Origin of the sequence: Microbacterium sp. TS-1 (assembly GCF_000509385.1) — a bacterium.
In the GTDB taxonomy this organism is placed as follows: domain Bacteria; phylum Actinomycetota; class Actinomycetes; order Actinomycetales; family Microbacteriaceae; genus Microbacterium; species Microbacterium arborescens.
In genome coordinates this window covers 466,617-477,777 of sequence record NZ_BASQ01000002.1, presented here as the reverse complement: position 1 = coordinate 477,777, position 11,161 = coordinate 466,617, and the positions used below count along the sequence as shown (strand labels likewise).

The 11,161-nt window shown below is 66.6% G+C and carries 10 protein-coding genes; 5 read left to right on the top strand and 5 right to left on the bottom strand.

What is annotated here, in order from left to right; translation table 11 throughout:
* Positions 1 to 15 precede the first annotated feature (15 nt).
* Entirely contained in the window at positions 16 to 1,317 is a 1,302-nt protein-coding gene (locus tag MTS1_RS14930) for a nucleotide sugar dehydrogenase (protein WP_023955448.1), read from the top strand.
* Between the two features lie 12 nt (positions 1,318 to 1,329).
* Here the strand turns inward: MTS1_RS14930 and MTS1_RS14925 are convergent, their stop codons facing one another.
* The 3 genes from MTS1_RS14925 to rfbA are packed head-to-tail and all read right to left on the bottom strand — an operon-like array spanning position 1,330 to position 4,623.
* Positions 1,330 to 2,751, bottom strand: a complete 1,422-nt coding sequence (locus MTS1_RS14925; protein ID WP_023955446.1) for a bifunctional dTDP-4-dehydrorhamnose 3,5-epimerase family protein/NAD(P)-dependent oxidoreductase — start codon at positions 2,749 to 2,751, stop codon at positions 1,330 to 1,332.
* A 4-nt stretch (positions 2,752 to 2,755) separates the two neighbouring features.
* Complete coding sequence (gene rfbB, locus MTS1_RS14920; RefSeq protein ID WP_023955444.1) at positions 2,756 to 3,754, bottom strand: dTDP-glucose 4,6-dehydratase; 999 nt, start codon at positions 3,752 to 3,754, stop codon at positions 2,756 to 2,758.
* On the bottom strand, positions 3,754 to 4,623 hold the full coding sequence (gene rfbA / locus MTS1_RS14915; protein ID WP_023955442.1) for a glucose-1-phosphate thymidylyltransferase RfbA: 870 nt from the start codon (positions 4,621 to 4,623) through the stop codon (positions 3,754 to 3,756). The genes rfbB and rfbA overlap by 1 nt, the downstream gene beginning before the upstream one ends.
* Here rfbA and MTS1_RS14910 point away from each other — a divergent pair.
* The 4 genes from MTS1_RS14910 to MTS1_RS14895 are packed head-to-tail and all read left to right on the top strand — an operon-like array spanning position 4,547 to position 9,078.
* Positions 4,547 to 6,685 (top strand): DUF6541 family protein, encoded by a 2,139-nt coding sequence (locus tag MTS1_RS14910; RefSeq protein ID WP_338036765.1) that lies wholly within the window; start codon positions 4,547 to 4,549, stop codon positions 6,683 to 6,685. The two genes, rfbA and MTS1_RS14910, sit on opposite strands and share 77 nt — an antisense overlap.
* A 24-nt stretch (positions 6,686 to 6,709) precedes the next feature.
* Positions 6,710 to 7,444, top strand: coding sequence for a glycosyltransferase family 2 protein (locus tag MTS1_RS14905; RefSeq protein WP_023955437.1), 735 nt, complete (start codon positions 6,710 to 6,712; stop codon positions 7,442 to 7,444).
* Between the two features lies 1 nt (position 7,445).
* A complete protein-coding gene (locus tag MTS1_RS14900) occupies positions 7,446 to 7,841 on the top strand; it encodes a DUF2304 domain-containing protein (RefSeq protein ID WP_023955435.1) in 396 nt (131 codons plus the stop codon).
* Complete coding sequence (locus MTS1_RS14895) at positions 7,828 to 9,078, top strand: hypothetical protein (RefSeq protein ID WP_144083423.1); 1,251 nt, start codon at positions 7,828 to 7,830, stop codon at positions 9,076 to 9,078. Before MTS1_RS14900 ends, MTS1_RS14895 begins: the two co-directional genes overlap by 14 nt.
* Here MTS1_RS14895 and MTS1_RS14890 read toward each other — a convergent pair.
* On the bottom strand, positions 9,060 to 10,118 hold the full coding sequence (locus MTS1_RS14890) for a glycosyltransferase family 1 protein (protein ID WP_267879195.1): 1,059 nt from the start codon (positions 10,116 to 10,118) through the stop codon (positions 9,060 to 9,062). The genes MTS1_RS14895 and MTS1_RS14890 overlap by 19 nt on opposite strands.
* Positions 10,119 to 10,212: 94 nt before the next feature.
* On the bottom strand, positions 10,213 to 11,103 hold the full coding sequence (locus tag MTS1_RS14885) for a glycosyltransferase (RefSeq protein ID WP_023955429.1): 891 nt from the start codon (positions 11,101 to 11,103) through the stop codon (positions 10,213 to 10,215).
* Between the last annotated feature and the right edge of the window lie 58 nt (positions 11,104 to 11,161).

Sequence of the window (11,161 nt, the reverse complement as noted above, 5' to 3'; positions counted from 1 at the left end):
TTGTAGACTGAGCTAATGCGCATCGCCGTGATAGCCCTGGGAAAAATCGGGCTGCCCCTCGCCGTTCAGTTCGCCGAGTCGGGCCACGAGGTCATTGGGGTCGACGTCAACGCCGGAACGGTCGCGTCCATCAACGCGGGCGTCGAGCCGTTCCCCGGTGAAGCTCACCTGCAGGAGAAACTGGAGCGTTTGGTCGCAGACGGGCGCCTGCGGGCCACCGTTGATTATGCCGAAGCCGTCCCTTCGGCGGATGCCGTGGTCCTCGTCGTGCCGTTGTTCGTCGACGACAGCACGTGGGAGCCCGATTTCGCATGGATGGACGCGGCCACGCGGTCTCTTGCGCAGCACCTCACTCCTGACACCCTCGTCTCCTACGAGACGACCCTCCCGGTGGGCACGACGCGGAACCGGTGGAAGCCACTCCTCGAGGAGGGCTCTGGCCTCACCGAGGGCGAGGACTTCCACCTCGTCTTCTCCCCTGAGCGAGTGCTGACCGGTCGCGTCTTCTCCGACCTGCGCCGCTATCCCAAGCTCATCGGCGGTCTGTCGGAGGCCGGCGCGGCACGCGCTCGTGAGTTCTACGAGGCGGTGTTGCAGTTTGACGAGCGCCCGGACCTGCCCCGTCCCAACGGGGTGTGGGATCTCGGCAGCGCCGAGGCTGCAGAGATGGCGAAGCTCGCAGAGACGACGTACCGCGACGTGAACATCGGTCTTGCGAACCAGTTCGCGCTCTTCGCGGGCGAGCAGGGTATCGATGTCTACCAGGTCATCGAGGCATGCAACTCACAGCCGTACAGCCACATTCACCGGCCCGGAATCGCTGTAGGCGGACATTGCATCCCGGTCTACCCGCGCCTCTACCTCTCAACGGACCGCGATGCCGACATCGTGCGCACTGCGCGGCTGCTCAACGCCTCCATGCCCGAACGTCTGGTCTCGCGGGCGGAAGACATGTTGGGCTCCCTCGACGGGCTGCGCGTCGTCGTCCTGGGCGCGGCTTATCGCGGCGGCGTGAAGGAAACCGCCTTCTCAGGCGTCTTCCCGACTGTGCAGGCCCTGCAGCAGCGCGGCGCCCTCGTCACGGTGGATGACCCGCTTTACGACGATGAGGAGCTCGCTCAGCTCGGTCTCACGCCTCATTCGCCGGGCGCGCCGGTCGACATGGCCATCCTTCAGACGGACCACGCTGAGTACCGCCAGCTCTCGACGCGCGACCTTCCCGGCATCCGGTTGCTGGTGGACGGTCGGAACGCGACCGACCCGGCTCGATGGGCGGGCGTGCCGCGCATCGTGATCGGCGCCGCGTCGACCGCATGAGCGGAGAGCTCGTCAACCGTTCGAGAGAAAGCCAGCGGCTGTTCGGCTGTTCGCGGGCGGGATGAGTCCCCGGGCCGTGGAGCGATCAAGATCGAGAGTGCTGTTCCTCGGGCGCGGCGCGACGGGCCCAGGTGATCCGGAAAAGTAGTCGTCGGTTGAGACGGGCGAGACGCGATCCGGATGCGCGTCGCAAGCCACGAACACCTCGCGGGCTACGTCGAACCAGCTCAGCGCGTCGCCGCTCGACGACAGGTTGTAGACGCCGTACTCAGCACCCGTCTCGAGGAGGTGCCGGATGCCGCGCGCGATGTCATCGGTGAACGTCAGGCGCCCGATCTGGTCGTCGACGACCTTGGGGTCGATACCCCGCTCGGCGAGCGAGGCCATCGTGCGCACGAAGTTGTTGCCGTCGCCGATCACCCAGCTGGTGCGGACGATGTAATGACGGGGAACGACCGATACGACGGCATCCCCGGCGGCCTTCGTCTGCCCGTAGACGCCGAGGGGTGACACGGGATCGTTCTCGGTGTAGGCGCCGTCCTTCGTTCCATCGAACACGTAGTCGCTCGAGACGTGGACGAGAGTGATGCCGTTCACCGTCGCGATGCGCGCCAGCGCGGCGACCGCGGTGACGTTGGCCGCCCAGGCGTCGACGCGCCCCTCGGGGGTCTCGGCGAGGTCGACCTTGGTGTACGCGGCAGCGTTGATGATCGTGCTGTAGTCGCGCCACCGACGCGCGGAGACCAGGTCGGGCGACGTCAGGTCGAGCTCGTCCCGTCCCGCGTACTCCATCCAGGGGTGATCGCCGAACTCGGCGCGCAGTGCCCGGCCGAGCTGGCCGTTCGCTCCGGTCACCAGGATGCGCTTGGGCGGCATCGGAACCACATCGGAAAGACGCGGGTGGTTCTTGTCCTTCTCACTGATCTCGACCTGATCGAGCGGGATCGGCCACTCGATCGCGGCGGTCTCGTCGGCAAGATTCAGGAAGGTGTAGGTCGCATCGGGCGACCAGTGGTCGTTCACGAGGTACGTGTAAGCGGTGTCGGGCTCGAGCGTCTGATACGAGTTCCCGACGCCGCGCGGGACGAAGATCGCTCGCGAGGGGTCGAGCTCAGCGGTGTAGACGGCCCCGAAGGTCGGCCCCTCGCGAAGGTCGACCCAAGCGCCGAAGATGCGGCCCGTGGCGACGGACACATACTTGTCCCAGGGTTCGGCGTGGATGCCGCGGGTCGTGCCCACCGCGTCGTTGAACGAGATGTTGTTCTGCACCGGGCCGAAGTCGGGCAGGTCGATGCCGGCAGCGGTCATCTTCTCGCGCTGCCAGTTCTCCTTGAACCAGCCCCGTGAGTCGCCGTGCACGGGCAGATCGAGGACGATCAGCCCCGGGATGGGGGTCTCGGTGACCGTGAGCGTCTTTCCGAACTCGATGGGCACGGGGTCACTGGCCTTTCGAGGCGTAGAAGGCTTCGACGCCGTCTTTTGCGGGCGCCCACCAGTCCTCGTTGTCGCGGTACCAGTCGATGGTGGCTTTCAGGCCGGCTTCGAAGTCTTGGTAGCGGGGTGTCCAGCCGAGTTCGGTGCGGAGCTTGGTGGAGTCGATCGCGTAGCGGAGGTCGTGTCCGGGGCGGTCGGTGACGTGGTCGTACGCGTCGGTGGGGTTGCCGGTAAGGGCGAGGATGAGCTCGACGACGGTCTTGTTGTCCTTCTCGCCGTCGGCGCCGATGAGGTACGTCTCGCCGATGACGCCGCGGTCGAGGATCGTCAGCACGGCGGAGGAGTGGTCGTCGGCGTGGATCCAGTCGCGGACGTTCTCGCCCTTGCCGTAGAGCTTGGGGCGGATGCCGCGCAGGACGTTGGTGATCTGGCGGGGGATGAACTTCTCGACGTGCTGGTAGGGGCCGTAGTTGTTCGAGCAGTTGCTGATCGTCGCTTTCACCCCGAACGAACGCACCCATGCGCGCACGAGCAGGTCGGAACCGGCCTTGGTGCTGCTGTAGGGCGAGGACGGGTTGTACGGGGTGGATTCGGTGAACCGTGCCGGGTCGTCGAGTTCGAGGTCGCCGTACACCTCGTCGGTGGAGATGTGGTGGAAGCGTTTGTCGTGCTTGCGCGCTGCCTCGAGCAGCGTGTACGTGCCGACGATGTTCGTGTCGAGGAAGGGGCGGGGGTCGTGGAGGGAGTTGTCGTTGTGCGACTCGGCCGCGTAGTGCACGACCGCGTCGACCTGCCCGAACAGCTCGTCCACGAGCGCGGCGTCGGCGATGTCGCCCTGCACCAGCCGCACCCGGTCCTCGGGCAGGCCCGCCAGGGATGCGGCGTTGCCCGCATAGGTGAGCTTGTCGAGCACGACCACCGAGTGGTCGGTGTTGCCGACGACGTGGTGAACGAAATTCGAACCGATGAACCCGGCACCGCCGGTCACGAGAAGCGTTCCCATCAGCGTCCCCTCTCCAAAATCTCCAACAGATATGTGCCGTACCCGGACTTCACGAGCTTCGTCGCGCGCTCGCGCAGCTCATCGTCGGTGAGGAACCCCTGCCGCCATGCGACCTCCTCGGGAACGCCGATGCGCAGACCCGTCCGCCGCTCCATCGTCCGGACGTAATCGGCAGCGTCGGTCATCTGGTCGAAGGTGCCCGTGTCGAGCCAGGCAGTGCCGCGGGGAAGGACCTCGACCTGCAGCTTGCCCCGTTCGAGGTAGGCGCTGTTGATGTCGGTGATCTCGTACTCGCCGCGGGGCGAGGGCTCGAGGTTGCGGGCGATGTCGATCACATCGTTGTCGTAGAAGTACAGACCCGGCACCGCGTAGTTGCTTTTGGGTGCGGCGGGCTTCTCCTCCAACGACACAGCACGCCCGGTGCCGTCGAACTCGACGACACCGTACGCCGCCGGTTCCGCCACCCAGTACGCGAAGACAGCGCCGCCGTCGACGTCCGCGTAGCGCTTGAGCTGCGAACCGAGGCCGGGGCCATACAGGAGGTTGTCGCCGAGGACGAGGGCGACCTTCTCTCCGCCGATGAAATCCGCGCCGATCGTGAACGCTTGCGCCAGCCCGTCCGGGGAGGGCTGCTGCGCGAACGTCAGCGAGATCCCGAGCTGCGACCCGTCTCCCAGCAGCCGCTCGAAGAACGGCGCATCATGCGGTGTCGTGATGATCAGGATGTCGCGGATCCCCGCGAGCATCAGCGTCGACAACGGGTAGTAGACCATCGGCTTGTCGTACACCGGGATGAGCTGCTTCGAGACGCCCAAGGTGATCGGATGCAGCCGCGTGCCTGAGCCGCCGGCGAGAATGATGCCCTTCACCCGACCATCGTGGCATAGGTGCCCTGAGCCCCAGAGCTCACAGAATGCCGAAGGTATCATCTGGGAGGTAATCGCAGTCGAGAGGCACCACGTTTTGAGTTTCCTAGCCTTGATCCCTCCCGTCCTCGCGGGTCTCTTCGTGCTCTGGGCAGTGGGTGGCTTCCTCTCCTGGTCCGTGGGGTTGCGCGGCTTCTGGGCCGTCGCCGCAGCCCCGGCGTTTGCGACGACCCTCATCTCGGGCACCGCCGTTGTGGCGTCGTGGGTCGGCGTGCCTTTCTCAGTGCTTCCGGTCGTGGTCATGACGGGCATCGTCGGAGCAGCTATCGTCGCCAGTCGCCGCATGCTGCGCGCGCGGGCCGCGGACGTGCGTCCCTCTGCGCATGATGCGAGCTCTCCCGGCCGCCGCGCCGCGACGATGACCGTCGTCGCGGTCGCTGTCGCCGTCGTCGTGCTCTCGATACGGGTGATGCAGATCGTCCAGGCGCCGGAGAACATCTCGCAGACGTTCGACAACATCTTCCACCTCAACGGAGTGCGGTACGTCCTTACCGAGAACGATGCGTCCTCGCTCCGTCTGGGTTACATGACCAGCCCTGACGGCTCGTTGCCGTTCTACCCCGCTGCGTGGCATGGTCTGGTCGCGCTGACGGTACAGATCAGCGGCGCATCGATCCCGGTCAGCGTCACTGCGACGACCCTGATCATCAGCGCCGTCATCTGGCCCATCTCAGCGGTGGGCCTGGTCCGGACGCTCTTCGGCCCGGCCGCGCGCTACAGCGTGGCCGCTGCGCTGATCGCGGCGTCGCTGCCGGGGTTTCCGATTCTCCTGATGGACTACGGCGTGCTCTATCCGCTGCAGCTCAGTCTGGCTCTCTTGCCCGTCGCGCTCGCGGCGACCGTCAGGGCGCTGGGCATCGTCAGCGGGGGCCCGCCATTCGAATGGGGCTGGTGGGTGCTCATCCTCGTCGGCGTCCTGCCCGGTCTGACACTCGCGCACCCGGGGGGTTTCGTCGCCTGGATGGTCTTGTCATGCCCAGCCGTGGCGGTGGCGGTCGTCCGTCGTGCGCGTCGTAGCACGACCCCGGCGGGACGCGCTGGCGTGGTCGCCCTGGCGGTGGCCTACGTGGGTGTGTGCATCCTCCTGCTCAACATCCTGCGGCCCCCGGAGGAGGCTCGCGGGTGGCCCTTGCAGATGAGGATGCGTGACGCCGTCTTCCAGGGGGCGACGATCTCGATGTGGTACCTGCTCCCCGCTGTCGTTGCCGCGCTGTGCGTCGTCGCGGGCATCGTCTGGGCGTTCGTGGACCGAACCGCGCCAACCATCGTCGCCCTGGCGATGTACCTCGTGGGCTTCGGACTGTTCTTCACGGTCGCGTCTCTGCCATGGGCAGACGTCCGCGACCTGCTGACGGGCAGCTGGTACAACAATCTGCCGCGTTTGGTCGCGGTCTTCAGTGTCGCTCTCCTCCCGCTCGCCGCGTTCGGTGCGGCCCGTTCCTGGACGGCCGTGGGCCGTGTGCTCGACGGGCGCCGTGCGGCCCCCACGCTCCGTCCACTGCTGGCTCTCGCCGCTTCCGCTGCGCTTCTGCTCGGCCTACAGATGGATGGCGCGATGAACCGCGCCGTCGAGTGGGCGTCGCCGCTCTATCGCGTGGACGACTCGTCGCCGCTTCTGTCATCAGATGAGTACGCCCTTCTCGAGCGTCTGCCCGAGGAGGTCCCGCCGGGCGTGGCGGTCGCGGGAAGCGTCTGGACGGGGGCATCCCTCGCCTCGGCGTTGGCGGATCGTCCGGTGCTGATGCCGCACACGCTGATGCAGATATCGGAGGAGGTCGCGACGATCAACGACGGGCTGCGGGACGCGGAGCCCGGCGACCCCGTCTGCCAAGCGCTGGAGGCCCTCGACGTCGGATTCGTGCTCGACTTCGGGAGCCGTGAGATACACGGCGGACAGCACGACTTCCCGGGCTTGGACGACCTCGCGGATTCGTCTGCGGTCAAGCTCGTCGATGAAGAGGGAGATGCTCGTCTCTACCAGGTCGTCGCCTGCGGACGGTCCTGAGGGTGTCGGTAGACTGGGTGGACTATGACGGTTGAATCCGAGTCCGTGCTGGTCATCGTGCCCGCATGGAATGAGCAGCACAACGTCGGAGACACCGTTCGCGAGATCCGCGAGGCGGATGCCAAATATCACGTGGCAGTGATCGACGACGGTTCCATCGACCGCACTGGTGAGGTCGCACGCGCGGCCGGCGCCACAGTTCTGACGCTCCCTTTCAACCTCGGCGTCGGCGGCGCCATGAGAGCCGGCTTCACTTATGCGCAGCGGCAGGGTTTCCAACGCGCCATCCAGGTGGACGCTGACGGTCAGCACAATCCGGCAGACATCGCGCGAGTGCTCGAGGGGCTCGAGAAGGCCGACATATCCATCGGCGCGCGTTTCAGCGATGTCGGCGACTACGAGGTACGCGGCCCGCGCAAGTGGGCGATGCGATTCCTCGCGAGCGTCCTCTCCCGCGTGGCCAAGACCCGGTTGACGGACGTCACGAGCGGTTTCCGTGCTGCCAACGCGCGAGCGATCGATCAGTACGTCCGCTACTATCCCGCCGAGTATCTCGGGGACACCCTCGATTCTCTCGTGGCGGCCTGCCACGCGGGACTCACAGTCACGCAGGTGCCGGTTGCCATGCGCCCCCGCCGTCACGGTAAGCCGAGTCAGGGCCCCGTCGGCTCGGCCGTCTACCTGCTGCGCTCTGTGTTCGCGCTGCAGCTCGCGATCATGCGCAGGCCGGGTATGACCAATCCGGAACAGGAGGCCTGACATGATCGTCATCTTCGGGATCGCTCTGGCCATCGTGATCGTGATCGTGGTCACGTGGATGCTGCTCACACGCCGGCTCCGCGAGAAGTACGCCGCGCTCTGGCTTGTGATCGCCCTCGCGGTGCTTATTCTCGGAATCTTCCCTCAGCTGCTCGACGGTTTGACGAATCTCCTCGGCGTTCAAGTGCCGGCAAACCTCCTTTTCGCCATGGCGATCGTGCTCCTCCTCGGCGTCTCTTTGCATCTGTCCTGGGAGCTTTCTCAGGCTGAGGACGAGATCCGTCGAACGGCCGAAGAGGTCGCCATCCTGCGCGCCCAGCTCGAGACGGTCGATCACCGTTTGGATCGCCTCGATGGACGCGGGAGCGGGGCTCCCGTCAGCGATGACCGAGCCTGAGGTACCTGCGACGGCGCGTTCCGGCCTCACGCTGATCCTCGCTGCGACTGTCATCGCCGGCGCGGCGGGCTATGGGATCCAGGCCGTCGTCCCGGCGCTGAGCTCGCGGGACGACTACATCACCTTCGGCATCGCATGGTCGGCGATGTTTCTGATCGCCGCCGGTGTAGCGGGTGTGCAGCAGGAGATTACCCGTGCGGCATCTCCGCGTGGAAAAGCGCCGTCGGCGACTCGTGCGCTGACGCGGTTCTCGCTCGGCGCGGCCGGTGTCTTCGTCGCTCTCGTACTGGGGTCCTCGTTCTTCTGGGCGCCGAGCGCCTTCGGCGCGCGTGCCGCGGAGTTCGTTCCGAGCATCCTCGTCGGCACCGCGGCCTACACGTTCGTCGCGGTGCTGAGCGGCGTCTTCTACGGCGCTCGCCGGTGGCGCTCCGCGGCCGGAATGACAGTGGCGGACTCGCTCCTGCGTCTCGTCGCAGTCTTCGCCGTCATGCTGATGGGGCTTTCCGGCGCCGCGTACGCCTGGGCGATAGCGCTACCCTTCGCAGCTGCGTTCGTGCTTCTGTGGTTCCTCGACGGGCGCCGTGCCGTGCAGTCCGTACGTATCGACGGCTCCGTCATGCAGCTGGGACGTCACAGCGTGAGCACCGTCGGCGCGGCGCTGGCTACGGGCGTCATGATCAGCGGGCTTCCACTCGTACTCGGCGTCACCTCGTCCGGTTTGGGGGCACGCGATCTCGCGGCGCTGATCCTGGTCATAACGCTCACTCGCGCGCCGCTCGTGATTCCGCTGATGGCTCTCCAGAGCTACCTCGTCGTCACCTTTCGCGATCGTCCCGACCTCGCCGCTCGTCGCACGCTGGCATGGGGGGCCGTCCTGATCGTGGTGACTGTTCTTCTGTCCGCGGCCAGCGTCGTCGTGGGGCCGTGGGTGATCGAGCTGCTCTACCAGGGCAGATACAGCCTGGCGCCCGCCATGTACAGCCTCGTGATCGCGAGCGCAGGCCTGACCGCACTGCTATGCCTGACCGGGCCTGCGGCCCTGGCCCGAGGGCGTCATCGTCTCTACGTGGCGGGGTGGGGTGTGTCGTCCCTCGTCCTGCTCCTGGGCCTCGGGGTCGTACCCTCTCAGGTGGGCGCGACGGTCAGCGTGATAGCCGCCGCACCCGTCATCGGCGTCGCCATCCACCTGTGGGCGCTTCGCGGTGCCCCGGTTCCGGTTCAGACCGCGGGCGACTGACGCCCGAGCGCTCGGTCGAACGATTGCAGGGTTGCTGAGGCGCTGCGGACCCAGGTGAACTCGCCCGCGCGCGCCCTTCCCGCCTCTGACATCCCAGCTTGGATGTCAGGGTCGCCGCTGACCCGGGTCATCAGTTCGGCGAGCCCCGCATGGTCATCTGGCGAGAAATAGAGCGCAGCCTCCCCACCGACGTACCGATGGACGCGGATGTCGCTCAGCAGGACGGGGATCCCCTGCGCCATCGCCTCGAGCGTGGGGAGAGAGAATCCTTCCGCGCGCGACGGGATCGCCAGGGCCGCGGCGGTCGCATAGAGGCGCGCCACCTCCTCGTCGTCGACCCAGCCGCGAAGCTCGACATCGGCGGTAACACCGAGGCGCTGGACGAGGGGGGCGAGGGGGTCCTCTCCGCGGCCGCCGGTGATCACGATCCGGGGCCGGCGGGGCTCATCGATCAGCGCCACGGCGTGAATCAGCGCCTCCCAGTTCTTGTGTGGACGCCGGTTTCCCATAGCGATGATCAGCGGGCGTCCCTCGGGGACAGGGCGTCGCGGCGTCGCGCGAGGAGGCGGCCCGGCCAGCGGGATGACGTCGAGTCGGTCGGAGGGGACGGAAAGGTACTTCTGAATCTCATCTGCCGACGCAGGACTGATGGTGATCACTCGCTCGGCGTTACGAGCAGCAACCTTCTCCATCCACTTCACGGGGCCGGTGTAAAGCGGAGTCGACATGTACTCGGGGTGGCTCCAGTAGAGCATGTCGTGAATGGTGAGGACGGTGGGCATCGTCGTCTTGCGTGGTCCGAGCGATGCCGGCGCGTGTACGAGGTCCGCGCCATGCGCCTTCGCGGCGCGGCCGACGGCCATCAGTTCGCCTCGGGCCCACGCGAATCGGTTCTCGCCGCTGATACCGGAGTCGATGACCTCGCCCGGGAACCACGACATGTCGAGTCTCGCGCCCTCCGAACTCGCGAACGCGATGAACTCGAAGTCGCGCCTCATTCCACCGATGGCCCGGTACAGCTCGCGGGCGTATGTCTCCATACCTCCCTTGGTGCCGGTGTAAGACAGGAGATCGACGAGGACGAGGGGCATGACAGGTCAGGTTAGCAAGCTGGTCTCTGCCCGCGGAATCGCGTCAGGGGGCCAGCACGTGTGCCAGCGTCGAGCGCGTCCCCGCCGCGGTACCCTTCGCCACGACGGCCGGCAGCGCTGCGACGGCGTGCAGTCGTGAGATGAACCGAAGCTTGGCGACGCGGCGTGTGCGGAGCCACCCCTGCTTTCCGGCGAGATCGGCGGCGAGGCGGTAGTACTCCCGCTCGACGCGGAATCGTTCGCCGTCGAGAAGCGCCCGCTGCGACGCAGACGCATCGTGGCGGCGGTACTGGAACGCGGGCGCTGGATTGTATGCAAGAGTCCCCCCCGCGAAAGCTATGTCCATGAGCAGGCCCAGATCCTGGATCACGGGGAGGCCGTCGCGGAAGTCGATGCGGCGCAGCGTCTCGGCGCGGAATGTCAGGGAGGGCCAGTACAGCCAGTCGCCGCGGATGAGGCTCGTCGCCATGTGCTCCGACGCGAGCACAGCGATGCCGCGAGATGTGCGGGGCGCCAGGAGTCGTTGCTTGACACGATCCACGAGTGGGAAAGCGAGCTCGCCGTTCTCGTCGATGACATCCACGCCCGGCTGGATCACGTCGGCATGGGGTACGGCATCGATGGTGCGGGTCACCACGTCCACGTACGTCGGTAGAAGCAGATCGTCGCACCCGAGGATCGAGAGGTGAGTCCCGGTGGCGCGCCGCACCGATTCGCGGAAGTTCTCCGTGATGCCCAGATTCTTCTCATTGCGGACGTAGGAGATCCGGTCATCGGTCTCATGCGCGAAGTGCTGGGCCACCGAGGGGTCCGGGTAACAGTCATCGATGATCGTGAGACGCCAGTCCGGGTTGTTCTGCGCCCGGACGGAGTCGACGGTCTGGTAGAGGAGCGCGGGGTCTCCCCAGAAGGGGATGAAGATCTCGAGAGTCATGACTCGTCCAGGTTACGGAACGCGGCGCCGATAGACTCGTTCTCCGGCTGGATCCTCT

Excerpts from the sequence above, each read along its gene's own strand:
- MTS1_RS14930 (WP_023955448.1), top strand. The coding sequence starts at position 16 with ATGCGCATCGCCGTGATAGCCCTGGGAAAAATCGGGCTGCCCCTCGCC.
- rfbB (WP_023955444.1), bottom strand. The coding sequence starts at position 3,754 with ATGGGAACGCTTCTCGTGACCGGCGGTGCCGGGTTCATCGGTTCGAAT.
- MTS1_RS14910 (WP_338036765.1), top strand. The coding sequence starts at position 4,547 with ATGAGCTGCTTCGAGACGCCCAAGGTGATCGGATGCAGCCGCGTGCCT.
- MTS1_RS14905 (WP_023955437.1), top strand. The coding sequence starts at position 6,710 with ATGACGGTTGAATCCGAGTCCGTGCTGGTCATCGTGCCCGCATGGAAT.
- MTS1_RS14900 (WP_023955435.1), top strand. The coding sequence starts at position 7,446 with ATGATCGTCATCTTCGGGATCGCTCTGGCCATCGTGATCGTGATCGTG.
- MTS1_RS14895 (WP_144083423.1), top strand. The coding sequence starts at position 7,828 with ATGACCGAGCCTGAGGTACCTGCGACGGCGCGTTCCGGCCTCACGCTG.
- MTS1_RS14890 (WP_267879195.1), bottom strand. The coding sequence starts at position 10,118 with ATGGAGACATACGCCCGCGAGCTGTACCGGGCCATCGGTGGAATGAGG.
- MTS1_RS14885 (WP_023955429.1), bottom strand. The coding sequence starts at position 11,103 with ATGACTCTCGAGATCTTCATCCCCTTCTGGGGAGACCCCGCGCTCCTC.